We start from the raw sequence: 26,199 nt of genomic DNA on the forward strand, positions 1-26,199 counted from the left end.
CCTCTTAAGAATATCTTAATTCTCAGTTATTTATAATCTTTAATAAATCCCTACCATAATTCTTAAGTTTTCTCTCGCCAATACCTTGAATTAAAATTAACTCCTCTTCACTTTTTGGCTTTTTATTTGCTAATTCAATTAGAGTTCTATCACTAAACAATATATATGGTTTTACTTTTTCCTCAACTGATTTGTCTTTCCTATAAATTCTTAACTTTTTAAATAACTCTTCATCTTCACAAACCATTGTTGCACTCTTATCCAACTTCAAAAATACCTTTGAATCTCCTTTTAAAATTCTTATAGACTTATCATTTAACTTAAGCATAGAATAGGTGCCTTCTTTTAATTGCACATATCCATTATCTATAAGACCCCTAATTATAGTTCTTATGTAACTAGAAGAATATTCTCTCATTATGCCAAAAGTCGAAAGATTATTTAATGTATTTTGAATTATTTTAGGACCCTTTACTCCTCTTAGAATATCAATAAGAACTGACATGCCATAACTTTGTTGAGTTCTATATACACAAGATAAAATCTTTTGAGCTTCAATAGTGAAATCAAGTATTTCCTCATTTTTAAAGCAATTAGAACAGTTATTACAGTAGCCCTTAGTGGTTTTCTCTCCAAAGTAATTTAATATATATTCTTTATAACACCCTTCACTTTCACAAAAAGATAGAAATTCGTTAAGCTTACGTAGTTCAATTTCTCGTCTATTCATCAAGCTTGTAGTATTTATTAAATATTCTACTGATGCTATATCTTCCCTTGAATATAACAAATGACACTTGCAGCTTTCTCCGTCTCTTCCACCTCTTCCTATTTCTTGGTAATAACTTTCAATATTTTTAGGTATAGAAAAATGTATAATATATCTTATGTTTGATTTGTCTATTCCCATTCCAAATGCATTTGTTGCTATCATTGTATTTTTATTATCTAAAAGAAATTCTTCCTGATTGAAATTTCTCTCTTCTTCCTTCATTCCACCATGATATTTTGAAACAGAAAATCCTATATCATTTAAATAATCATATAGACCATCTACCTCTTTTTTAGTAAGGCAATACACAATTCCGCTACTTGTATTATCTCGAAGATAATCTTTTACAAACTCTAACTTATCTTCTTCCTTATTTACATAGATAATTAGATTTTCTCTATTAAAACTTCCTATATATGTATATGGATTTCTGAGGTTTAAAAGTTCTATAGTATCTTTTCTTACTTCTTCAGTAGCAGTAGCAGTAAATGCTGAAATCACAGGTGAAGAATTTAACTTTGATATAAATGGAGATATTTCTCTATAACTAGTTCTAAAATCATGTCCCCACTGTGAAACGCAGTGAGCTTCATCAATTGCAACTTGTGAGATTAATATACTATTGCATAATTTTAACGTAAACTTTGAATTTAAGCGTTCTGGTGCCATATATACAATTTTGTACTTACCACTAAGTATCTCTTTTTCTATTAGCTTAACCTTCTCTAAAGTAATAGAAGAATTAATATAAACTGCATCTATCCCTAATTGATTCAAACTATCTACTTGATCCTTCATAAGAGATATGAGTGGAGAAATAACCAAAGTAATCCCCGGAAGTAGCAATGCTGGAATCTGATAGCATACCGATTTACCTGCTCCAGTAGATAAAATTCCAAATGTGTCTTTTCCATGAAGTATGCTGTTTATTATTTCCCATTGTCCTTCTTTAAATTCTGTGTATCCATATATATCTTTTAATATTTTTTCTGCTTCTTTTCTTAAATACATTTACTCACCTTTAATCCATAAAAGCATTTTAATAATCATATTCTATAAAAACCCGGTATAAACCGAGTTTTTTATAAATAGCTTATATAATATCATTTATCTCCACTATTATGCCATCTTTTGTTCCAAAGTTTAATATTATCTTATTTATACCTTTTTGCTTTAAATCTGGCATGATGGTTTCTATAAAATGATTTTTACTTATTCCAACTAATTTTGCCCAATATAACTGTTCCTTGAAAACATTATTATTTCCTTGAGCTGAACTGTAATACAAATATGCATAATTGTCATTTGATGATGTTCTTATATAGTAATCAATGTTATTTAAATCTGCAGCATCTCTAGCTACCAAATATACTCTGTCTGGTAAAATGGTTTTGCTATTTTGCACTCTATTATCCACGTTGTAAGTCTGAGTACCTACAGTAGTCTGTGGATTTGTACTTGTTTGAACACTAACAGTATTTGAGAAGTTAACATCAAAATTAATCGATTTAGCATATAAATCATCATATCTTCTTATAAAATAAGGTATATTTCCTGCTAAAATAATACTAAATTCGGTATTATTATTAATAAAACAATTATTAAAATTATTGCCTTTATTTTTTAAAATAATATTAAACTTCTCTAAGGAAATCTCATCATAGTTATTTCCATCATCTTTTATAAATTCTCTATTAGTATACACATAGATGGATTTAGTTCTATTAATATTTGATGGAAAAACTGCTATATTTCCTCCTCTAGTTGCTATGTATACTTTCTCTAGTCTCAAAAATACTTCTAACTTAGCCATTTCATATGCATCACTGCCTTTAATAAGCTGAAACTTTTCAACCTCTTCTACAAAATTCATAAACTTTCCCCCTATACAAGTTACTTTTCAAGATTATTAAATACTTTTTCCTTTAACTCCATCCCAGTTTTAGTTATTGCTAGCCCACCTAAAGCAGTTTCTCTTAGCTCACTAGGCATGTTTTTTCCTACTGTATATACGGCAGAAAGAGCATCATCAAAAGGAATTTTGCTTTCAACACCCGCCATAACTAAATCTGCTGTTGTAAGTGCACTAATTGCTCCTGCAAAGTTTCTTTTAGCACAAGGTACTTCAACTAACCCAGCTATTGGATCACAAACTAATCCAATTATATTTTTAAATACAATAGCCGCAGCATCCAAGCTCATTTTAGGAGTTCCTCCCATCATTTCAACAACTGCTGCCGCACTCATAGCTGCTGCTGAACCACATTCAGCCTGACAACCACCCTCTGCCCCTGCTAATGTAGCGTTTTGTGCAATAATCAGTCCTAATGCTGCAGCTGAAAATAATCCTTTAATTTGATCATCTTCGGATAGCTCTAATTTTTCTCCAGCTGTCAATATAACTGCTGGTAGTATCCCACAAGACCCAGCAGTCGGACATGCTACTATTTGCCCCATTGATGCATTTACTTCAGCACAGGATATTGCTCTTCCCATTGCTTTTATCATAACATTTCCAGTAATTGATTTTCCACTATTTAAATATTTTTTTATTTTATATCCATCTCCACCAATTAATCCACTTACAGAATATACTTCTTTCTCCATTCCTTCACTGCAAGACTTTTTCATGACTTCATAATGTTTTCTCATTAATTCTATTACTTCTTCTCTTGTAGCTTCCTTAGAATCCATTTCGTACAATATAGCATACTCACTTAAAGATATACCTTTACTTTCACATATCTCTAATAATTCTAACCCATCTTTTGCAAACATGATTCTTATTCTCCTTCTTTTATTGGATTTATTCTTATTACTTTGGAAATATCATTGATAGATTTAATCTCATCCATAATTAGGTCTGGGATTGGATTATCTACTTCAAATAACATGGTTGCATCTTTACCTTTTTCACTTCTAAATACTTTCATAAATGCTATATTAATATTTTCCTTATATAATAATGCTGTAACTTTTGATACACTTCCTGGGACATCCTTATGAGAAATTATTAATGTTGGATAATTTCCTGTGAAATCAACCTTCTGATTATTTATCTCAATTACTTGAATATTTCCTCCCCCAATAGATGATCCCACTAATGAATATACTAATCCAGTTTTTCCAGTAATTATACACTTAACTGTATTAGGATGTACTTCTCCTAAATTTGCTTCAATGAATTCTACTTTTATTCCAGCCTCTTTAGCTATATCAAGGGAATTTCTAAGTCTAATATCACTTGGATTCATTCCCAAAATGCCTGCAGCTAATGCTCTATCTGTTCCATGCCCTTTATAGGTTTTTGAGAAAGAACCATGTAGTAGGAAACTAACTTCTTTAATATCTTCTTCTGCAACAATTCTAGCCATTCTAGCTATTCTTGTTGCTCCTGCTGTGTGTGAAGATGAGGGTCCAATCATTATAGGACCAATAATATCAAATACATCATACTTTTTCATAATGCTCCTCACTTTTTCTTTTGATTATTTATAGGGTTTTTTATAGGAAACTTAACTTATTCTTACATAAATAAGTTATTAGTTGAACTTAAAACCCTTTATTAATATTTATAAAAACAACTTCCACCAATAAATTCCCTTAATATAGAATTTTCTGGTACTAAATCTACTGATACTTCTTTAAAGAAACTTAAAAAAGATTTCAGTCTTTGTGCTTCATAAAATACAGAACTATCCTCATTTATCTTATTTAACTCTTTTAATGCAAAACTTTTGAGAACGCATAGCTCATATACTAAAGTTGAATTGAACATAACATCTGCTTCTTCCTGAAAAACAAAAATATTACGTTCCTCCCCTCTCTTAATTGATGGCCACATTTCTAAAGTTTGTTCCCCACCATATCCACGAGTAAGATAATCTCTAACAATTCTTCTTATTTTTCTTATATCAGTTGTTGCAATTCTATTATGATTATCTAGATTTAGTTGTGTTAATGCACTAATATAAATTTTAAATTTATTTTTGTCTGCAATTGACTCAGTTAATTGATTGTTTAGCCCATGAATACCTTCAATAACTAAAATACCATTTTGAGGAAGTCTAAATTTTCTACCTTCATGTTCTCTTGTACCTGTAATAAAATTATAAATAGGTATTTCAACTTCTTCCCCTTTTAGAAGTAATTCTAACTGCTTATTAAATAAATCTAAATCAAGTGCATTAATATTTTCATAATCCGGTTTCCCCTCTTCATCTAAGGGACTCCTATCTCTATCTATAAAATAATCATCTAATGAAATTGGTATAGGAAGAAGACCATTAACTCTTAATTGAATAGATAGACGCTTTGAGAATGTCGTCTTTCCTGATGAACTAGGTCCAGCAATTAATACTACTCTAACTTCCTTTTCTTCACTTATTTTATCTGCTATATAGGCAATTTTCTTTTCATGAAGTGCTTCTGATACTCTAATCAAATCCTGAGCATCTTTGGAAATCATTTTGTCATTCAAAGATCCCACTTCTCCGACTCCTAGAATATTGAGCCATTGCTCAGTTTCTCTAAATATATTAGATAATTTTTTATGTTCCATAAACTCAATTATTTTCGTAGGATTTTTATCATCTGGGTATCTTAATATAAACCCTTGATCATAAAAAATAACATCAAACAACCTAACACTTCCAGTATTAGGTGCCATATAGCCATAAAAATAATCATATCTTCCATCTAATTCATAAACATTTACCTTATCAAATTGCATATGTGATAAAAGTTTTACCTTATCAACCATCCCATACCCTTCAAAGATATTAATGGCCTCCTGCTTCGATATTTTGAGTTTATTTATAGGAAGATTCCTCTCAATCAATTCTTTCATTTTTGATTTTATATTCTTAACATCTTCTTCAGTTAATATCTTTTCTTTGTGAATTTCTCCGTAAATTCCTTTACTAATAGAATGCTCCATAGTTATCTTTGAATCAGGAAATAAATCTAAAGCAGCCTTGATAAATATGAAAGTCATTGTTCTTCCATAAACTTGCATACCTTCTACGGTATTATTTTTAACTGCTTCAAAAGTTCCGCTTTCTTCTAATGAACTGCTTAATTCACGAAATCTTCCATTTACCTTTGCTAGCATTATTGACATTTCATCTTTTTCATAATATTTCTCTATTATATCTTTTAATATGGTTCCCTGTTCCACTTCAATACTTTTACCATTACATAATGTTAGACTCAAGCTTTTCATTTCCCAATACCTCCTAAAAGAATTAAACATATTGACAAATTATACCTTATTATATTATATAACATTGCTTTGAAAATTCATAACTATACATATATTTCTCATTAATAGTTAATATTATTTTTGAGGTGTTTTTATGTTTATTGTTATATTTCGCACATGTATTTTATATCTTCTCGTGGTTTTAGTAATTAGACTTATGGGAAAACGTCAAATTGGTGAACTTCAACCATATGAATTAGTTATTACTATAGTTATTTCAGATCTTGCTACTGTTCCAATGCAGGATGTAAGACTTCCATTAATTTTGGGTATTATTCCTATAATGTCACTTTTGATTCTAGAACTTATTTTAACAGAACTTCAGCTAAAAAGTAACTTTATGAGAAAAATTATTGATGGTAATCCTTCAATTATAATTAAGAATGGAAAGTTAAACGAAAAAGAACTTAAAAGTCAAAGAATAAACCTTGATGATCTTATGGAGGAATTAAGAGTTAGTGGAAACTTGGATATATCCAAGATTAAATATGCTTTACTAGAAAATAACGGTCAGCTTTCTATAATTCCTATGGATAATAATATTATGAATTTACCAGCTATTTTATATATTGATGGTCAGTATAATAAAGAAACCTTATCTAAAATGAATAAAGATGTTGAATGGCTGAAACAAAAACTTCAAAACAAGGGTGTAAATATTGAAGATACCTTTATTGTATTAATAGATAGCACTGGGAAGTTAATACATCAGCTAAAAGGTGACTTTGAAAAAATGGAGAGTGAGAAGAAATGAGAAATTCAATAATTTCTATAGCTTTATTTGCTATTCTTTTAGGGTTTCTCTTTTATGCAAATGGGAAGCTCACAGGTATTTGCGAACATATATTGAAAAATTCTGAAGAAACTGAGACTCTAATAACCGAAGAAAACTGGGAAAAAAGTTATGATAACACAGTAGAGCTTATAGATTATATAAAGGATAATTCCTCTGCAGTAGCTCTATATGTAAACCATACAGATTTTGATAACTTAAATATTGAAGCATCAAAACTAAGTCAATATATTAAATATCACAATGCTGAAGAAGCTTTAGCTTCGCTGCATGCCATAAAATTTTCAACAAATTATATACTCGACTTACAGGAAGTTAGTATAAAAAATATTTTTTAAAAATAGATAAGAAATAGAGGAACTCCTCTATTTCTTATCTATTTAATAGTAATGTTAATTTTAGGAATTATGATTTATCATTAAACTTATCTTAAATGATGTTCCAACACCTAATGTGCTATATAATTCAATTTCCCCTCCATGCAGCTCAATAATTTTTTTTGAAATAGCTAGTCCGAGTCCTGCTCCTCCTGAACTTACTCTGGTTTTATCACCCCTTGTAAATTCATAGAATACTACTTCTTGAAGTTCTTTATCCATCCCTATTCCATTATCAATTACCTCGATAAATACTTCTTCTTGAACTTTCCTTAAATTAAAAATTATCTTTGTCCCTTCTGGATTGTATTTAAGTGAATTCGATATTAAGTTTGATATTGCTCTATACATCTCTTGTTTATCAATGCTCATAAATATCGGTTCATCGTATATATTTATTTCGTAACTAAACTTACTTTTTTCTAGCTCAGGTAAATGTTCAATTATAGTTCTTCTATAAAACTCACATATATCAATCTTCTCTAAATTTAATTTAAACGTAGATGCATCCACTTTGGAAAATGAAAATAATTCATCTATTAAATAATTCATTCTTTCGCTTTTCTTTAAAATATAATCTAAATATTTTTTTCTTTTAATTGGATCTGAAACCATATCGTCTCTAAGTGCTATTGCATATCCTTCTATTGATGTAATAGGAGTTTTTAAATCATGAGAAATATCTGCAATCATTATCTTTTTATTTTCTTCTATCTTATTTTTCTCTTCTTCTGTCTTTTGAATCTTTTCGGGCATTGAATTTAAAGCATCTCTAATAGTTGCTAATTCACTATCTGCTCTGCAATTAATTCTATATGAGTAATTACCTCTACTTATTTCCTCAATGCCCTTAATAATATGCTTTATAGGATTAGCTATATTCTTTGAAATTAACTTACTTATTAGTAACAAGAATATTAAACTAGTTATAAAAAATCCCCCATAAATCAATAACATTATCTTTTTTATTTTTCCATCTAAATCTTTTTCATCATAATAAAATCCTGGGGTAGTATTATTCATCATTGACCTTAGTTTTGTATCCTTATTTTCACCTGCAGGAAACTTGACTAATAAAATCAATTCATGTCCAACCTTATCTTTAAAACTTTTACAAAATATATATTCTTTTAGATTGGAATTAACTGAAGGCAAATTATATGTTTCTTGTAACATATCTACTAATTCTCCAGTAGAGTATTCTGTTACTTTATCTAGCTTATTTCCCTTGATGTATATTATTTTATTGTCTTTAAGCACTTCAAGCCATCCGCCATATTTTGATATAACTGAAATATCTATATTTTCATAGTCCTCTTTAGCTAATGTATCAATATAATTTTTTATATTATTATCTTTCATTGCATCAGATGAAAACTTGACCATAAATAATGCAAAAATAATAGATAACACTAAAAACAAAAAAACAGTCATTGAAATTATAACTATATTTCCTAGCGTAATCTTGAAAAAAATACCTGTTGGTTTAATCTTATTCAACTTAAGTTTTCTGAACATTTTTTCACCACTTAATCCCATTGAAATTTATATCCTAACCCTCTAACAGTTTTAAGGTACTTAGGCGTCCTCGGACATTCTTCTATCTTGTCCCTAATATTACTTATATGAACCATAATTGTATTATCATCCCCATAATACTCATCTTCCCATACTTGTTCAAATATCTGTTTTTTTGTAAATACCTTATTAGGATTTTTCATTAAAAATCTCATGATTTTATATTCAGTTACAGTCATTATAATTTCTCTATTATCTTTTAAAAGCATACATTGATTTTCATCAAGTACAAGTGTCCCTAATATTATCTTTCCACTCTTTATATCTTTAACAAATTCTGCTTCTTCCCCTTTAAGCTCTGTAAATCTTCTTATATGTGCTCCTACTCTTGCGCTTAATTCAAGTGGATTAAATGGCTTAATTATGTAATCATCTGCTCCTAATCCTAACCCAAGAATAAGATCATTTGCATCACTCTTAGCCGATATAAAAATAACTGGTATATTATATTTCTCTCTAATTTTCTTTACTAATTGATATCCATCAATCCCTGGGATCATTATATCTAATAAAACTAGATCTATCTTTTCACTAGTTATAATTCTCCATGCTTCTATTCCATCTTCTGCCTTATAAACCCTATAGCCATCCTTTTCTAAGTATAATTCTATCAATTCAATTATCTCTACTTCATCGTCTACAATTAAGATATTTCGCATTTTATCCCCCCTCGGTAAAACCATTATATTACATTATTTAAAAATATTATATAATATTCTTCTTGCAAGAAACAAAGCAAAACCCAGCACTGGCTGAGTTTCACTTGCAAACTTTGTCTGATTATTCATAACTAATTATTTCAACAACGTTCATTTTAGATGCCTTAGATGCCGGCATCAATCCTGAAATGGTTGAAATCACAAAAGTTATTCCAAAACATATACCTAGGTTTACTAGACTTAATACTACTTGAGTTTCTTTTAAAACATAGGTATTAAGTACAACCGTAATTATAGCAGCTATAGCACAACCTAATATTGCTCCTAAAATTCCAAGTAAAGCTGCCTGAACTAAAAATATATTTTTTATTGCTCTTCTTGATGCTCCTACTGCCTTCATAATTCCTATGGTTTTTTTCTTTTCTTGTATACTCATATTCATAGTATTAATTAATCCAATACTTGCAACTAAAATAACTATTATTCCTGCAACAGAAAAGATTAACTTAAAGCTCTTTGTAGCAGCTGCCATCTTTTGAGATAATTCTGCCATAGTAAATGTCTCAAAACCTACTTTATTCCTTACTTCATCATTAATAGTTTTAACATCGTCCAGAGTCTTTGCTCTTACTACAAGGCTTGGATAACCAGTTTCTTTAAAATAATCTGTTTTCTCTGAGTAATAATTTAAAACTTCTTCTGCTATTTGCTGTGAACAAATTATGTTTCTCTTTTCATCACTACTTTCTTTTAATACCCCTATAATTTTTCCTTTGGTTGCAAATGATTGTCTTACCGCTACACCATCTATAACAGGAGCATCAACTTTTAAAGTGATTTCTTTACCTAGAACATCTTCTCCATTATCTATTCCAATAGCCTTTAAATACTTCTGTCCAACAATAATCTCATTTTTATCATTAGAAAAATCATTACCATAGGCTAAATCATTTTTGAATGATTTGTAGTAGCTAAAATTATATCCTCTTAATGTTACACCTTTATTTTGTACGCTGTTTCCTTCTATAGTAACACCAGTTAGCTTTGTTTCTAATATAGCCTTAACATATTCTACTCCAGAAATTTTACTTATCTTATCTAAATCTTCTGTAGTAATATTTTTAGTTTCTCTTTTTTGACCAGCTGCATTTTTATCTTGCACACCAACATTAATACTAACTGAACCTGCTGCAGAAGGTTTAATATTAAAAACTGTTATTTCTTGTGTATCTGAGAATGTAGAAAACATATTCTCCACCTGTTTTGCTAAGGTATCTCCAAGTCCAAGCATAGCCATAAGCAAGAGGCTTCCTACTGATATCGCTACGATAGTTAGAAAACTCCTTAGTTTTCTTCTTCTTATGTCTGAAAACGCCATTTTAATTCCATCAGTAAACTTCATTTAGTTACCCCTCCTAACTTTGTAAAGCATCTACAGGATTCAATTTCGATGCTCTGCTTGCTGGATAAATCCCGGCAATTAAAGCTAATAATATTGAAAAACCAACTGAAGCTGCTACAAGCCATATTGGCAATCCGAACTCTAATGTCATTGAATATCCTTTACTCTTCAAATATATATTTATAAATATTTGTCCTAATTTAATTAGAGAAAACCCTAATATAACTCCTGTAACTCCTCCAATTAATCCAATGGAAGATGATTGTACTAAGAATATATTTTTTATATCCCTTGAACTTGCACCTACTGCTTTCATTACACCTATACTTCTGAACTTCTCATATATAGCCATAATCATAGTATTAATAATTCCAATAGCAGCTACCACTAAGACTATTACCCCTAAGGATGATAATATTAAACTTATACCATTTAACATTTTATTAATTGATTTAGCCATTTCTTGTGCCGATGTTGTCATATAACCTAAGTCTTCAATTTTGGTTACTATGCCATCTACATTCTTTATATCCTTTGCTGCAACAGATATATTAGAATATCCTTTCTCTTGCAAGTAATTTTTTGACGATTCCTTAAATGATAATACTTCACTCAAATCTTCATCACTAACCACTATTGATGAAGCCTCAGTAAAATTTTTATCTATAATTCCTGCTATTTTAAATTCCTTAACAAAGGGTTTTACTTTTACTAGACCAATTGTATCAACTGTAACCTTAAAAGTTTTTCCTATTAATGCTTCTGGATTATCTATCTTATTATCAAGTATTACATTTTCTCCAAGCAATACCTGTCCTTTTTCCCCTTTAGTTAGTGTAGAACCATATTTAATAAAATTAATAGACTTATCCTTTTTACTTTCTCTTTTATCACTTATTGCACTATCAGTTATTAATGGATCATCTAAATTAGCACCTAATAAACTAATACTACCTTCATAATCCTTGTCTGCAATATTATATTTATAGTTTGTCGAATCACTAATATATGCTCTTATACTTTCTACACCTTCAATTTTTCTAATTTCACCTAGTGTAGTTTTGTCTATCTTCAAAGAGTTTTCTTCCATCCATGCATTATAATCATTTTCAGAATTTAGATCCATTGTCTCATCTGTGTCCACATTATTCTTAATATTACTTACACTTATTAGCTTACTGCTTGCATCACTATTTAGGTTTTCTAGTAAAACTCTTTTGAAGTTAATACCAAGTCCAACCATTGATATTAATAACATCGTTCCAATAGTAATTCCTAAAGTAGTTAAAAAGGTTCTTCCTTTTCTTCTTTTTAAATCCCTAAACGCCATACCAATGGAATCTTTAAACTTCATCTATTACCCCTCCCTTACTTGAGAGTCACTGCTGCTATCTTGAGCTATTTCACCATCTTGAATTCTTACAATTCTATTAGCTCTGAGAGCCTCTTTTTCATTATGTGTTACCATAATTATCGTATATCCTTTTTCATTTAACTCTTTAAATACATTCATTATCTTGCTTCCAGTTTTAGAATCTAAATTTCCTGTAGGTTCGTCAGCAAATATTATAGCTGGATCATTTACAAGTGCTCTAGCAATAGAAACCCTTTGTCTTTGTCCACCTGACATTTCTGTAGGCTTATGTTTTGACAAATCAGTTAATCCTACTAATTCTAATGCTTTTAAGGCCTTAATCTTTCTTTCCTTTTTAGATGCACCTGAAAAAATTAATGGCATCATTACATTTTCTAATGCAGTTTGTGTATTTTCCAAATTAAAAGCTTGAAATACGAATCCTATTGTAGAATTTCTATACTTTGACATCTCCTTGTCTTTTAACTTAGAAATATCCTTTCCTTCCACAGATATTGTCCCACTAGTTGGTTTATCAAGTCCTCCAATTATATGCATAAGGGTTGACTTACCAGATCCTGATGGACCTAATATAGCCAAGAATTCACCATTTTCAATCTTTAGGTTAACTCCTCTTAATGCTTCAACTGTTTCTTTTCCCATTCTATACTTTTTGGTAACATTTGATATCTCAATCATAACTTGCCTTCCTTTATACTCATTTTTAAAGATTATTATAAATAAATAACCTTAATTTATCATAATCTATATCTTAAGATTATCTTAATTCCATCAAATTATTACCATAAATGCTAAACTTTATACAGTAGTATGATAAATAAAAATGTATTTTTTATGCACTTTTTTGCATATCGTTTCATGTTAAACCTTTACTTTTAATGATTTTATAAATAAAAAAGAATTTTATAAGTATTTATTGCATAAATATTCATTAAGACTTATAATGAATAATATCACAAATTGGTAATTCTAAGGGGGTACTTTTAATGAAAAAATTTAACAAAATCTTATTAGCATATTCTGGTGGTTTAGATACATCAATAATAATTCCGTGGCTTAAGGAAACCTATGGTTGTGAAGAAGTTATAGCTGTAGTAGGCGATGTTGGTCAAGGTGATGATGAGCTGGAAGGTTTAGAAGAAAAAGCTATTAAGACTGGAGCATCTAAGATATATATTGAAAATCTACAAAAAGAATTTGTTTATGATTATATATTCCCAACTTTAAAAGCTGGTGCAGTTTATGAAGGAAAATATTTGTTAGGAACGTCCTTTGCAAGACCAGTTATTGCAAAGAGAATGGTTGAAATTGCTAAAGCTGAAGGAGTTGATGCAATTGCTCATGGTTGCACAGGGAAAGGTAATGACCAAGTTCGTTTTGAGCTAACTATAAAAGCCTTCGCGCCTGATATGCCAATAGTTGCTCCTTGGAGAATATGGGAACTAAAATCAAGGGAAGAAGAAATTGAATATGCAATCAAAAAGAATGTTCCAATAAAAATAACTTACGAAACAAATTATTCAAAGGATAAAAATCTATGGCACTTAAGTCATGAAGGTTTAGATTTGGAAGATCCAAATAATGAACCAAAATATGATGAAATATTAGAAATGGGTGTATCTCCTGAAAAAGCACCTGATTCTCCAACTTATATAACCCTTTCATTTGAAAAAGGAATTCCGGTTGCTTTAAATGGTGAAAAACTTGATGGTGTTTCATTAATCAAAGCATTGAATAAAGTTGGTGGAGAAAATGGAGTTGGAATTATAGACATGGTAGAAAACCGTTTGGTTGGTATGAAATCAAGAGGTGTTTATGAAACACCAGGTGGATCAATACTTTATTATGCTCACAAGGAGTTAGAATATTTATGTTTAGATAGAGACACTCTACACTATAAAGAGCAGGTAGCTTTAAAATTTGCTGAGTTAGTTTACTATGGACAATGGTTTACTCCTCTAAGAGAAGCTCTTTCATCTTTTGTTGATAAAACTCAAGAAACAGTAACTGGCGATGTAAAACTTAAACTTTATAAAGGTAATATAGTAACTGCTGGAACTTCTTCACCATATTCATTATATTCAGAAGAATATGCAACTTTTGGCGAGGATGCAGTATATGATCAAAAAGATTCTGAGGGATTCATTAACCTATTTGGGTTACCAATTACGGTAAAAGCAAAAATGGACGCAAAAATGGATGGAGTGAAATAGTTATGAAATTATGGGGCGGAAGATTTGAAAAAGCTGTAGACACTCTAGTTAATGATTTCAATTCTTCTATAAGAACAGACGGAAGGATGTTTAGAGAAGATATTGAAGGAAGTCTAGCACATGTCAAAATGCTTATTCATCAAAATATTATCCCAAAAGAAGACGGTGAAAAAATTATTTATGGCTTAATGGAAATAAATAAACGAATTGAAAATGGGGTTATTGAGATAGATCAATCTTCTGAAGATATACATTCCTTTATTGAAGCTACTCTTACCTATTATATTGGAGAAGAAGGAAAAAAACTCCATACAGGTAGAAGTAGAAATGATCAAGTTACTTTGGATACAAGGTTGTATTTAAAGAAGAGTTTGTCTTCTCTTGTTAATACTCTTTTAGACTTGCAAGAGACAATATTATTAAAATCACAAGAAAACATTCAAACTATTATGCCAGGCTATACGCATCTTCAAAAAGCTCAACCTATAACCTTTGCTCATCACTTATTAGCCTATGGTGAGATGTTCAAGAGAGATATAGGAAGGATCTTAGATGCTTATAAGAGAATGGATCAAATGCCATTAGGTAGTGGTGCATTAGCAACTTCTACCTACCCAATTGACAGAGAGATGGTTGCTAAAGAGCTTGGTTTCTCTGGAATTTGTTTAAATAGTTTGGATGCTGTATCAGATAGAGATTATGTGATCGAAACTCTTTCTACACTTTCAATGATAATGATGCACCTTTCAAGATTTTCTGAAGAAATAATCTTATGGTGTACTGGAGAATTTAACTTTATAGAACTTGATGATGCTTATTCTACTGGTAGTTCAATAATGCCTCAAAAGAAAAATCCTGACGTTGCAGAATTAGTTAGAGGGAAGACTGGAAGAGTTTATGGGGACTTAATCACTCTTCTAACCTTTATGAAAGGCATTCCATTAGCTTATAACAAGGATATGCAAGAGGACAAAGATGCTTTATTTGATGCATTAGACACCACTTTTCTTTCAATTAGAACTTTTAATGGTATGTTAAAAACCCTAAAAGTAAAAAAAGATAATATGAGAAAAGGTGCACTTGGAGGATTTACTAATGCTACAGATGTTGCTGACTATTTAGTAAAAAAAGGTGTTGCTTTTAGAAACGCACATGAAGTTGTTGGGGCTATCGTTTTACAATGTATAAATGAAAATAAGAATATTGAAGAATTATCTTTAAAAGAATTAAAAGAATTTTCACCAGAATTTGAAGAAGATATTTATAATGCTATATCACTGGAGACTTGTGTTGAAGAAAGAAAGGTTATTGGGGGACCAAGTTCTCAATCAGTAAAAATACAGTTAGATGTTCTAAAATCCTTTATTCAGGAGCATAGAAAATTATAAATATATACTTGAAAAGTAATAAAGGGGGCTACTAATTTGATAAAGGTCGGAATAATTGGTGGGACAGGATACGTTGGGGCTGAACTTATAAGACTTTTGATGAATCATAAAAAGGTTGAAATTGCAGCTATTTCATCTGTTAGTTTTAAGGGGCAAAATCTATCAGAAATATATCCAAGTTTCTATAAACTTACTAACTTAATATGTTCAGAAGAGGATGAGGTAATTGATAAAAGTGATGTTATTTTCGCAGCACTTCCTCATGGATTAAGTGAGCATATAGCGAAAAAAATACTATCAAAAGGTAAAATCTGCATTGATATGGGGGCAGATTTTAGACTTTCTGATGAAACTATTTATAAAAAGTGGTACGGAAAAAGTTTTGATATACCAGAATTGCATGGAAAAGAAGTTTATGGGTTACCAGAGCTTAATAAAGGAAAAATAAAAGAAAGCAAATTAATTGCTAACCCTGGATGTTATGCAACTTCTATCGAATTAGCGTTACTTCCATTACTATCTATGAATCTCATAGAGTCAACTGGAATAATTGCTGATTCAAAATCTGGTGCTACAGGCGCTGGAAGAAACTTATCTCAAAGCAGTCACTTTACTGATTGTAATGAAAACTTAAGTGCCTATAAGATAGCTAGTCATAGGCATACACCAGAAATTGAAGAAGTATTATCATCAATTTCTTCTGAAAAAGTAAAGTTAATTTTTACGCCACATCTTCTTCCGATAAACAGGGGAATTTTATCAACTATATATGTAACTCCAAAAGAAAAAGTGGATTTAAAAGAGCTTCATAAAAAATACTCCTCTTATTATGAGAATAAGCCCTTTGTAAAAATTTTACCTTTAGGAGAAGCATCAAAAATAAATAATATTAAACTATCAAACTATTGTCATATATCACTTCATTATGATGAAGAAAATAACAAATTAATTTTGATTTCTTGTTTAGATAATATGGTTAAAGGGGCCGCTGGTCAAGGTATACAAAATATGAATATAGTTTTAGGTTTCGATGAAACAGAAGGCTTAGATTTTGTTCCACCAGCATTTTAACCTATAGATGTAATAATTTATGTTTAACTCTAATTAAATAAGGGGGCTTTTTTATGGCTATAAAATATATTGAAGGCGGAATAACTTCCCCAAAAGGATTTCTTTCATCTGGAATCCATTGTGGAATTAAAAAAAATAAAGATAAAAAGGACTTAGCGCTAATAATATCTGAAACAGAGTGTAATTCTGCCGCTGTATATACTAAAAATCAAGTAAAAGGTGCTCCTTTGCTTGTAACAAAAGAACACTTGAAAAATAATACAGCTAAAGCAATTATTATAAATAGCGGTAATGCTAACACTTGCACAGGTGAAACTGGGCTAGATAATGCAAAAAAAATGTGTGAATTTGTAGCTAGTGCTTTAAATTATAAAACTGAAGATGTAATCGTAGCATCAACTGGTGTAATTGGGGTTCAATTAGATATAGATAAAATAAAAGATTCTATTCCTACTTTAGTTGATTCCTTAAATGAAAATGGATATCTTGCTTCTACTGAAGCAATCATGACAACTGATACTTTTCAAAAAACTCTTGCATTAGAGTTTGAACTATCAGGTAAAAACGTTACTATTGGTGCCATGGCAAAAGGCTCTGGTATGATACATCCTAATATGGCTACAATGCTTTCCTTTATAACTACAGATATTAATATCTCCCCTACTCTACTAGATAAGGCTCTTAAAGATAGTGTTAATATCAGTTATAATCGTATTTCAGTGGATGGAGATACTTCAACCAATGATATGGTAACAATCTTATCTAATGGTCTTGCAGAAAACAACCTAATAGATGAAGAAAATGAAGATTATCTTTTATTTTTAGAGGCTTTAAAGGAAATAACAATTTCTCTAGCAAAAATGATTGCTAAAGATGGTGAAGGTGCCACCAAGCTAATGGAATGTACTGTGCTTAACGCCAAGTCTGAAGAGGAAGGTGAACTACTTAGTAAGTCTGTTATTTCTTCTAGCTTAGTTAAAGCTGCAATATTTGGAAGCGATGCTAATTGGGGTAGAATACTTTGCGCTTTAGGATATTCAGGCATTGATTTTGATCCATTAAAAGTTGATTTAACTTTTGGAAGTTCTGCTGGTACTATTAAAGTTTGTGAAAATGGAAGTCCATTGAATTTTTCGGAAGAAATAGCTAAGAATATACTTTTAGAAAAAGAAATTCAAATACTTGTAGATATGAAAGCTGGGAATAGCACTGTAACATGTTGGGGCTGCGATTTAACTTATGACTATGTAAAAATAAACGGAGATTATAGATCCTAAAGGAGGAATACAAAATTGAACCATATTGAGAGAGCGAATATATTAGTTCAGGCACTACCATACATCCAACAATACTCTGGTAAAACAATAGTAGTTAAATATGGCGGAAATGCTATGATTAATGAAGACTTGAAACAAGGAGTTATTAATGATCTTATATTGATGAAATGTGTTGGTATAAATGTTGTTGTAGTTCATGGTGGTGGTCCAGACATCTCCTCCTTTTTGAAGAAAATTAATAAAGAAAGTACTTTTATTAATGGTTTAAGATACACCGATGAAGAAACAATAGATATTGTACAGATGGTTCTAGGTGGAAAGGTTAATAAAGACTTAGTAAAGTTAATTGAAGGTTATGGCGGTAAGGCTATAGGGTTATGTGGCATGGATGGTTCTATGATAAAAGCGAAAAAATTATCTAGTGATGTTGATCTAGGGAACGTAGGAGAAATTACTAAAGTTAATACTGAAATAATTGAAAGAACTCTTGCTGATGGATACATTCCTATTATAGGTAGTGTTGCATTAGGTGAGGATGGAAAAGTTTATAATATAAATGCTGATACCTGTGCGGCTAAGATTGCTTCAGCCCTAAAAGCTGAAAGTCTTATGCTACTTACAGATGTTCCAGGCGTTATGAGAGATCCTAAAGATCCTTCAACTCTTATATCAGAATTAAGACTACATGAAATTCCAAAGCTTCATCTAGAAAATGTTATACAAGGTGGAATGATTCCTAAAATAGGCTGTTGTATGGAGTCAGTTAGAATGGGTGTTAAGAAGGCTCACATTATAGATGGTAGAGTTGAACATTCATTAATTCTAGAATTATTCTCAGATGAAGGCATAGGAACTATGATTTATTAAGGGGGAAATTGTAATGAATAATTTACTTGGGGCAAAGGAAAATTTAATGAACACTTACGCTACTCTTCCTATCACTCTAGACCATGGCATAGGAAGTAAGCTATACGATATAAACGGTAAAGAATATATAGACTTCACATCCGGAATAGGTGTATCTTCTCTTGGATATGGTCATGAAGGTTGGGTAAATGCGGTTACTGAACAAGTTAAAAAACTTGCTCATACCTCTAACATTTTTTTAAATGAACCAGTCTTAAACCTTGCAAAGAAGATAACTGAAATATCTAACATGAAGAAAGTTTTTTTTGCAAATTCCGGGGCTGAAGCAAATGAAGGTGCCATAAAACTTGCAAGAAAATATAGTTATGACAAATATGGAGAAGGCAGGAATACAATTATCACCTTAAATAAGAGCTTCCATGGTAGAACTATAACAACTTTGAAGGCTACTGGACAAGAAAAATTCCATAAATACTTCTACCCTTTTACTGAAGGCTTTAAATATGCGGATGCTAATGATATAGAATCATTAACATCTTGTGTAGATGAATCTACCTGTGCAATTATGATAGAAGCTATACAAGGGGAAGGCGGAGTTAATCCTCTAAAGAAATATTTTGTTGATGAAATCTTTAAGATAGCTACTGAAAAGGACTTATTAGTTATATTTGATGAAGTACAATGCGGTATAGGCAGAACTGGAAAATTATATGGTTTTAATAATTTTAATGTAGAACCAGATATAGTAACTTTAGCTAAAGGCTTAGGGGCAGGCCTTCCTATAGGAGCTATTTTATGTACTGAGAAACTCCAAGAAACCTTTAAACCAGGTGATCATGGTTCAACCTTTGGAGGAAATCCTGTAGTCACTTCTGGTGCTTTAGAAGTTCTAAATATAGTTTCTCAGGATAACTTTTTAAATGAGGTTTCTAAAAAAGGTAACTTAATTAAAACATTCTTTAAAAATGCTTCCTCCTCAAAAGTTACAGAAGTAAGAGGTATGGGGTTAATGATAGGTATAGAAATTACTGAAGAGGCTTCAAAAATTCAAAAAGTCGCCTTAGATAATGGCTTATTAGTTTTAACTGCTGGACCTAACGTTCTAAGAATGTTACCTCCACTTATAATTTCAAATGAAGAACTAGAAAATGGTTTAAGTATCTTATTACAAGCAATAGAAAGTGTATAATAATATGACTTTGGGGGTTTATTATGAATAAAGATTTATTAAAGATGGATGATCTTACAAAAGAAGAAATTTTAGATATTCTTAACTTAGCAGATCAATTAAAATATGAGCATAAGCATAATATAGAACATCCTCATTTAAAGGGCAAGACTCTTGGAATGATATTTCAAAAATCCTCTACTAGAACTAGAGTTAGTTTTGAAGTTGGAATGTACCAGCTTGGAGGAAATGCATTGTTTTTAAGTTCAAGAGATTTGCAAATAGGTCGTGGGGAGCCTGTAGAAGACACTGCTAGAGTATTATCAAGGTATTTAGATGGTATAATGATTAGAACCTATGACCAAGCTGAAGTTGAAGTACTTGCAAAACATTCATCCATTCCTATTATAAATGGTCTTACCGATGATGAACATCCTTGTCAAGTATTAGCAGATCTTATGACTATTAGAGAATTTAAAACAACTTTTGATGGCTTAAAACTTTGCTTCATAGGTGATGGAAATAATATGGCCAATTCTTTACTAGTTGGTGCATTAAAGCTCGGAATTAAGGTCTCAATAGCCTCTCCTAATGGATATACCATCAATGAAGCTTATATAACTAAAGGAAACGAACTATCTGAATTAAATAATGTAGAATTTGTCTTAACTAATGACCCAAAAGAGGCAGCAAAAGATGCAGACGTAATTATTACTGATGTTTGGGCAAGTATGGGGCAAGAAGCTGAAACTGAAAAAAGAATAAAAGCCTTTAGTGGGTATCAAATAAATAAAGATTTAATGTCTTATGCAAAAGATGATGCTATTGTTCTTCATTGTCTTCCAGCTCATAGAGATGAAGAAATAACCTCTGAGATTCTAGAAGCTCATTCTTCTGAGATATTTGAAGAGGCTGAAAATAGACTTCATGCACAAAAGGCAGTACTAGTAAAACTACTTAAAAATACTAACAAATTTAATTAACATTTTATAAAAGAGATGAACATTGCTTCATCTCTTAAATTATTTATATACAATTACTCCAACTTAAGGTACATATTTGAAACTTCTATACTACTATAATTAGTAGTATATTATTTTTAAAACAAGAGGTGTTTATAATTGAATAATGATAACGTAGATAATTATAATACTCAATTTGATTATCATGCTAATGGGGTTAATCCAACAAATGACACCTTTAATTATGGTGAGGCCAATAAAGATATATATAATCAATCAATTAATTCAGTTGCAGGTTGCTATGGTCCACCGTGTCCTATTATAGTTAATTGCCCTACTGGGCCAACTGGTCCTACTGGTGCTACTGGTGCCACTGGTCCTACTGGAGATATTGGTCCAACAGGTGCTACTGGCCCTACAGGTGATATTGGTCCAACTGGAGCTACCGGTCCTACTGGTGCCACTGGAGCTACTGGAGAAATTGGAGCATATGGCTACTTTTATAGTACAACAAATCAAGCAGCTACAACAAATCTAGCCGATACAACAAATCAAAATACTTTAACAAATCAACCCGCTACAACAAATCGTAGGATTTATAAAGTATTTGAAAATCAAGGCCCTTCTACAGATAACCTAACTTTAGATTCTACAAGAATAACTATAACTGATCCTGGAGATTATGAAATAGTTTATTCTGCAAATGCAGTAAATGCTAATGATTCTGCTATTGAACTAACACTTAATCTAGTATCTATTCCTGGAACTAGATTATACTGGCCAGATAACGAAGGTCAATTAGTAGGCAATGCAATAGTTACTGTTCCAGCAAATTCTGTATTAAGATTAAGAATTATTCCTCGTGTAAGAAGGTTTGCATTAGCTAGACAAGGGGTTACTGCTTATATAACTATAATAAAAGTATCCTAGTATTTCTCCATTGGCTCAAAAGTATGTTAATAATAAAAACTTTTGAGCCACTCCTTTCTATTCTTCATTCTATAAATAGAATATTATTAAGATCCTACTTACATTATCCACAGCTACTATATATTTAACCAATTTTATCCACATAATATTCTGATAAATTAAAAGAGAGCAAAATCATTAAAGAATTATATCTTAAATATGATTTACTCTCTCTTTATTGTATTATTTCTCTATATAATTCATAACATGTTTTATTACTAAATTAATACTTCCATCACCATTTCTTATGATTTCAAATTTGGATGTATCATGATATGCTTCTTCATCTATGTATAAATCTATTTCTTTATCTATCTTAAGTCTTACTCTCTTAAGTTTTTTCTCAACGTATTGCTTATCAACTTGAACTTCTTCATTTAAACCTTGTGATGCTATATAATCGTCAAATGCTCTTTTTGCTTCTGGCTCTTCTTTAAAGAGTTCACTTGAAAGCTCTTGTACATTAATACTCTCTTCCTCTTTTAGCTTAGCCTTTATACTTGTTCTAATTTTTTCTGCCTTATCCGCATCTTGCACTACATTGTTTCTAGTCCAAGCTTCAGTTGCCTTTATAAATGCTTTAGTCATATCCCTTTCATTTGTTACAACAGTACATCCTAATAAACTATTTATAAAGTAGTTTGTCCCATACTCTTCCTCATCTTTATTTTTCTTTTGCTTATCAATTACCATTAAATTAAATTCTTGCCCTTCCATTATAGGCTTTATAAATGCACACTTTTGTATTCTTTGAGAAGAAGCTGGTAATCCACCAAATTGCTGTACTATTCCTATTCCAATTTTATCCTCAACAAAATCTATTTTATGCGTGAAGTTTTTCACATAATCCAGTTTCAAAATACCAAGTATAGGACCTTGATCAGTTGAAAGTGTTACAACCATCAAATCACATGATGGTATATTTCCATTACCCTTCATGATAGAAAATAGTTGTCTTGCTATTTCCTGTGATATCCCAACTAAGTCATTGTTTGCACCCTTCAAATATTCCTGTGAAAGCTCTTTAACTATATTTCTTTCTGGGTTAAATACCGCATACTTTAACTCTTCATCATTTAGTGCTCTCTCCACATGTCTATATATAAATTTATATACCTCATCTCCTAAGTCTAATTTATATTGATTCAGAATTGGCTCATCTGAATTATTATCTAAAATATGAATTACTGCATCTAAAATATTTATATCATTAATATACTCCATAAAAACCTCCTACTTATAGTGTTTTTGATAGGAAACTTAACTTATACTTGTTTGAAAATGTCGGCATCTGGACATTTTCAGGCATGAATAAGTTAATAGTTGAACTTAAAACCCTATAAAATGATTTATAACTTTCATTACATGTCATCTTTTACTTCACATATTATATCATATTTACCTTTGTATTTTGATGATTTATAATAAATATAATCTTTTAGTAGTTTTATGGAAGGACTGATTTTATGAAAGAACTTGAAACTAGAATACTTGATATTGATTTAGATATCTTAAGAAATAACCTTATTAAAATTAAAGCCGAAAAAGTTAAAGAGGAAAATCAAATAAATAACATTTTTGATTATCCAGACAGAAGACTTTTAAATGAAAAAGGATACGCAAGAATTAGAATAGTTAATGATCTAATTAATAATAAAATTGTTAGTTATATGACAACAAAAAAAATGCTATCACAAGAAAGATTTAAGGTTATGGAAGAAAATGAATGTATTATTGAAGATGGGGAAGTTGGTAAGAAGATTTTTAACTCTTTAGGTTTGGAATTAGTTCAAAGTATTAAAAAATATAGAGAAAGTTACAAATACAAAAATACTTTAATAGAAATAGATATTAATGATAAAAGTTTCTGTCCATTTCCTTATGTTGAGTTTGAAACTAACTCTGAGGAAGAATTGGAAGAGGTTCTTCATCTTTTAGGCTACTCCTTAGATGACACCTCCTCTAAAACAATATATGAAATTTTAAGCGAAAGAAATATACAAACTGAAAAAGGTTTATAAAAATAAGGTATCCTACATGAATAAATGTATGGATACCTTAAATTATATTTATATGATTTTACTATAGCTTTTCTCTTCTTACTCCAGATTCTTTAAATAGTTTGGTTAAAGATTCTCTATCCTCATTTATTATTGCATCCTTAATACTATTTAATTGATTCTGAAAATCCTCTATACTTTGAAGTAAATTATCCTTATTTCCTAAAAAAAGTTCACTCCATAGCCCTTCATTAATATTAGCTATTCTAGTTAAATCCCTATAAGAATCTCCTATATAGGATCCTGTATCAAATTCTTCTCTATCACTATTAATTAGAGCTACTGCAATAGCATGCGGGAGCTGTGAAGTAAATGATATAATTTTATCATGTTCTCTTGGAGTTATCCTTCTAACTCTTCTAAATCCTATCTTTAAAACTAAGCTCTCAATTTTTCTAAGGTTTTCTTCCTTATTTTTATTATGAGGAGTTAATAGATAATTAGCGCCTTTAAATACCTCTTTTGAAGCAAAGTCTATTCCCTTTTTTTCTCTTCCTGCCATAGGATGTCCAAAAATAAAGTCTACTTCTCTTGGTATTATCCCCAAAGCTTCATTAATAAAGGTTTCCTTAATACCAGTAACATCAGTAATAATTGCTCCTCTTTTAAAGTTACCTTGATTTTCTTTAAGAAAATTCAATATAGCGGATGGATATAATCCTATAATTACAAGATCACTTCTTCTTATAAAGTCACTACCAGATGTACATCCATCTTTTATTATCCCTAGCTTCTTCGCCTTCACTAGGGTTTCTTTATTTACATCAACTCCATAAATCTCATGTTCCTGAAGTTCATTTAAAGCCATAGCAAAGGAGCCCCCTATAACTCCTAATCCAACTATAGTTATTATCATATTTTTTACCTATAGCAATTTTTTAAAGCTCCCTTTCTTCTAATTCAACAAGAACTTTAACTTTTTTCATTAAATCATCAAAGGCTTCAGGCTTTAATGATTGAGCACCATCACTTAATGCATTTACTGGATCATTATGAACTTCTATCATAAGTCCATCTGCACCTGCTACTACTGCTGCTTTAGCCATAGGTTCTACTAACCACCATTTTCCTCCTGCATGTGAAGGGTCAATTATTATTGGTAAGTGAGTCAACTTTTTAATTACTGGAATTGCACTTAAGTCTAATGTATTTCTTGTATATGTTTCAAAGGTTCTAATTCCTCTCTCACATAAAACAACATTTTCATTACCACCTGCCATAATATACTCAGCAGACATAATCCACTCTTCAAACGTAGCTGAAAGACCACGCTTTAAAAGAATTGTTTTATTAGTTTTTCCTAATTGCTTTAGTAAATCAAAGTTTTGCATATTTCTTGCACCAACTTGAATTACATCAACTTTTTCCTCAAAAACATCTATATAATCTGTAGACATTATTTCAGTAACTATTGATAATCCTGTAGCTTCCTTAGCTTTTAATAATAAATTAAGTCCTTCAAGCTCTAATCCTTGGAAACTATATGGGGAAGTTCTCGGTTTAAAAGCTCCTCCTCTAAGGAAATTAGCTCCTGACTCCTTAACTTTTTTAGCAACTTCAATTATTTGTTCTTCAGATTCAACTGAACAAGGACCAGCCATTACAGCAAAATTCTTGCCCCCTATTTTATTACCATTTACATCTATAATACTATTTTCAGGTTTAAATAACCTATTAGCCTTTTTGTAAGGCTCTTGTACTTTTAACACTTTTTCTACTCCGTCTATCGCCATAAGCTTATCTCCATCTATTATAGAGGTATCTCCTACTAATCCTATTACGCAGAAAGATCCTCCTTTTGAAAGATTGGCTTCTAACCCTAGTCCCTCTACTATTCCCATTACCTTTTTAATCTCATCATCTTTTGCCTTGTTGTTCATGATAACTATCATTTCTACCATCCTCCTAAATTTTTAATTTTTTCTACTATAGGGTTTTTTATAGGAAACTTAACTTATCCTTACATAAATAAGTTATTAGTTGAACTTAAAACCCTATGTCCTGC

At 30.6% G+C, this 26,199-nt stretch carries 24 protein-coding genes; 11 read left to right on the top strand and 13 right to left on the bottom strand.

Translation table 11 applies throughout. The features are described from left to right. Positions 1 to 22 precede the first annotated feature (22 nt). From recQ to PTZ02_RS11550, 5 genes are all read right to left on the bottom strand, one after another. The gene (gene recQ, locus PTZ02_RS11530) at positions 23 to 1,783 is read right to left on the bottom strand and encodes a DNA helicase RecQ (RefSeq protein WP_274227927.1); all 1,761 of its coding nucleotides are present in this window, start codon (positions 1,781 to 1,783) and stop codon (positions 23 to 25) included. A gap of 82 nt (positions 1,784 to 1,865) precedes the next feature. Beyond that, positions 1,866 to 2,645: a hypothetical protein gene (locus tag PTZ02_RS11535; RefSeq protein ID WP_274227928.1), complete on the bottom strand. Its 780-nt coding sequence runs from the start codon at positions 2,643 to 2,645 to the stop codon at positions 1,866 to 1,868. A 20-nt stretch (positions 2,646 to 2,665) separates the two neighbouring features. After that, on the bottom strand, positions 2,666 to 3,550 hold the full coding sequence (gene sdaAA / locus PTZ02_RS11540; RefSeq protein WP_274227929.1) for an L-serine ammonia-lyase, iron-sulfur-dependent, subunit alpha: 885 nt from the start codon (positions 3,548 to 3,550) through the stop codon (positions 2,666 to 2,668). Positions 3,551 to 3,555: 5 nt separating this feature from the next. Continuing rightward, positions 3,556 to 4,236 (bottom strand): L-serine ammonia-lyase, iron-sulfur-dependent subunit beta, encoded by a 681-nt coding sequence (gene sdaAB / locus PTZ02_RS11545; protein WP_274227930.1) that lies wholly within the window; start codon positions 4,234 to 4,236, stop codon positions 3,556 to 3,558. Positions 4,237 to 4,337: 101 nt separating this feature from the next. Next, positions 4,338 to 5,996, bottom strand: a complete 1,659-nt coding sequence (locus PTZ02_RS11550) for a nucleoside kinase (protein ID WP_274227931.1) — start codon at positions 5,994 to 5,996, stop codon at positions 4,338 to 4,340. Positions 5,997 to 6,129: 133 nt separating this feature from the next. On the opposite strand from PTZ02_RS11550, the gene PTZ02_RS11555 reads away from it, so the two are divergent. Both PTZ02_RS11555 and PTZ02_RS11560 read left to right on the top strand, forming a co-directional pair. Continuing rightward, complete coding sequence (locus PTZ02_RS11555) at positions 6,130 to 6,789, top strand: DUF421 domain-containing protein (RefSeq protein ID WP_274227932.1); 660 nt, start codon at positions 6,130 to 6,132, stop codon at positions 6,787 to 6,789. Then, entirely contained in the window at positions 6,786 to 7,166 is a 381-nt protein-coding gene (locus tag PTZ02_RS11560) for a DUF4363 family protein (protein ID WP_274227933.1), read from the top strand. Before PTZ02_RS11555 ends, PTZ02_RS11560 begins: the two co-directional genes overlap by 4 nt. A 60-nt stretch (positions 7,167 to 7,226) precedes the next feature. On the opposite strand, the gene PTZ02_RS11565 is transcribed toward PTZ02_RS11560, so the two are convergent. From PTZ02_RS11565 to PTZ02_RS11585, 5 genes are all read right to left on the bottom strand, one after another. Beyond that, complete coding sequence (locus PTZ02_RS11565; RefSeq protein WP_274227934.1) at positions 7,227 to 8,723, bottom strand: HAMP domain-containing sensor histidine kinase; 1,497 nt, start codon at positions 8,721 to 8,723, stop codon at positions 7,227 to 7,229. An 11-nt stretch (positions 8,724 to 8,734) separates the two neighbouring features. Beyond that, a complete protein-coding gene (locus PTZ02_RS11570; RefSeq protein WP_274227935.1) occupies positions 8,735 to 9,442 on the bottom strand; it encodes a response regulator transcription factor in 708 nt (235 codons plus the stop codon). 121 nt (positions 9,443 to 9,563) lie between these two features. After that, complete coding sequence (locus PTZ02_RS11575; RefSeq protein WP_274227936.1) at positions 9,564 to 10,844, bottom strand: ABC transporter permease; 1,281 nt, start codon at positions 10,842 to 10,844, stop codon at positions 9,564 to 9,566. A 13-nt stretch (positions 10,845 to 10,857) separates the two neighbouring features. Continuing rightward, entirely contained in the window at positions 10,858 to 12,198 is a 1,341-nt protein-coding gene (locus tag PTZ02_RS11580; RefSeq protein ID WP_274227937.1) for an ABC transporter permease, read from the bottom strand. Between the two features lie 3 nt (positions 12,199 to 12,201). Then, complete coding sequence (locus PTZ02_RS11585) at positions 12,202 to 12,897, bottom strand: ABC transporter ATP-binding protein (RefSeq protein ID WP_274227938.1); 696 nt, start codon at positions 12,895 to 12,897, stop codon at positions 12,202 to 12,204. A gap of 308 nt (positions 12,898 to 13,205) precedes the next feature. On the opposite strand from PTZ02_RS11585, the gene PTZ02_RS11590 reads away from it, so the two are divergent. The 8 genes from PTZ02_RS11590 to PTZ02_RS11625 all read left to right on the top strand — a co-directional run bounded on the left by PTZ02_RS11590 (position 13,206) and on the right by PTZ02_RS11625 (position 22,095). Further along, entirely contained in the window at positions 13,206 to 14,432 is a 1,227-nt protein-coding gene (locus PTZ02_RS11590) for an argininosuccinate synthase (protein WP_274227939.1), read from the top strand. Between the two features lie 2 nt (positions 14,433 to 14,434). Next, positions 14,435 to 15,820, top strand: a complete 1,386-nt coding sequence (argH, locus tag PTZ02_RS11595) for an argininosuccinate lyase (protein WP_274227940.1) — start codon at positions 14,435 to 14,437, stop codon at positions 15,818 to 15,820. 36 nt (positions 15,821 to 15,856) lie between these two features. Further along, positions 15,857 to 16,891: an N-acetyl-gamma-glutamyl-phosphate reductase gene (gene argC, locus PTZ02_RS11600; protein WP_274227941.1), complete on the top strand. Its 1,035-nt coding sequence runs from the start codon at positions 15,857 to 15,859 to the stop codon at positions 16,889 to 16,891. Positions 16,892 to 16,944: 53 nt separating this feature from the next. Next, positions 16,945 to 18,168 carry a bifunctional ornithine acetyltransferase/N-acetylglutamate synthase gene (gene argJ, locus PTZ02_RS11605; protein ID WP_274227942.1) on the top strand — a complete coding sequence of 408 codons (1,224 nt, stop codon included), beginning with the start codon at positions 16,945 to 16,947 and terminating at the stop codon, positions 18,166 to 18,168. Between the two features lie 15 nt (positions 18,169 to 18,183). After that, positions 18,184 to 19,035, top strand: a complete 852-nt coding sequence (gene argB, locus PTZ02_RS11610; protein ID WP_274227943.1) for an acetylglutamate kinase — start codon at positions 18,184 to 18,186, stop codon at positions 19,033 to 19,035. Positions 19,036 to 19,048: 13 nt separating this feature from the next. Then, a complete protein-coding gene (locus PTZ02_RS11615; RefSeq protein ID WP_274227944.1) occupies positions 19,049 to 20,224 on the top strand; it encodes an aspartate aminotransferase family protein in 1,176 nt (391 codons plus the stop codon). 23 nt (positions 20,225 to 20,247) lie between these two features. Beyond that, positions 20,248 to 21,186, top strand: a complete 939-nt coding sequence (gene argF, locus PTZ02_RS11620) for an ornithine carbamoyltransferase (RefSeq protein WP_274227945.1) — start codon at positions 20,248 to 20,250, stop codon at positions 21,184 to 21,186. Between the two features lie 138 nt (positions 21,187 to 21,324). Next, positions 21,325 to 22,095 (top strand): collagen-like protein, encoded by a 771-nt coding sequence (locus PTZ02_RS11625; protein WP_274227946.1) that lies wholly within the window; start codon positions 21,325 to 21,327, stop codon positions 22,093 to 22,095. Between the two features lie 222 nt (positions 22,096 to 22,317). On the opposite strand, the gene PTZ02_RS11630 is transcribed toward PTZ02_RS11625, so the two are convergent. Continuing rightward, a complete protein-coding gene (locus PTZ02_RS11630; RefSeq protein WP_274227947.1) occupies positions 22,318 to 23,358 on the bottom strand; it encodes a nucleoid-associated protein in 1,041 nt (346 codons plus the stop codon). Between the two features lie 242 nt (positions 23,359 to 23,600). Here PTZ02_RS11630 and PTZ02_RS11635 point away from each other — a divergent pair, with 242 nt between their 5' ends. Continuing rightward, complete coding sequence (locus PTZ02_RS11635) at positions 23,601 to 24,155, top strand: class IV adenylate cyclase (protein WP_274227948.1); 555 nt, start codon at positions 23,601 to 23,603, stop codon at positions 24,153 to 24,155. A gap of 61 nt (positions 24,156 to 24,216) precedes the next feature. Here the strand turns inward: PTZ02_RS11635 and PTZ02_RS11640 are convergent, their stop codons facing one another. Continuing rightward, complete coding sequence (locus PTZ02_RS11640) at positions 24,217 to 25,050, bottom strand: prephenate dehydrogenase (protein ID WP_274227949.1); 834 nt, start codon at positions 25,048 to 25,050, stop codon at positions 24,217 to 24,219. A gap of 22 nt (positions 25,051 to 25,072) precedes the next feature. Then, complete coding sequence (gene aroF / locus PTZ02_RS11645; RefSeq protein WP_274227950.1) at positions 25,073 to 26,086, bottom strand: 3-deoxy-7-phosphoheptulonate synthase; 1,014 nt, start codon at positions 26,084 to 26,086, stop codon at positions 25,073 to 25,075. Positions 26,087 to 26,199 lie beyond the last annotated feature (113 nt).

This window comes from Clostridium sp. 'White wine YQ', assembly GCF_028728205.1.
Lineage (GTDB): Bacteria > Bacillota > Clostridia > Clostridiales > Clostridiaceae > Clostridium_T.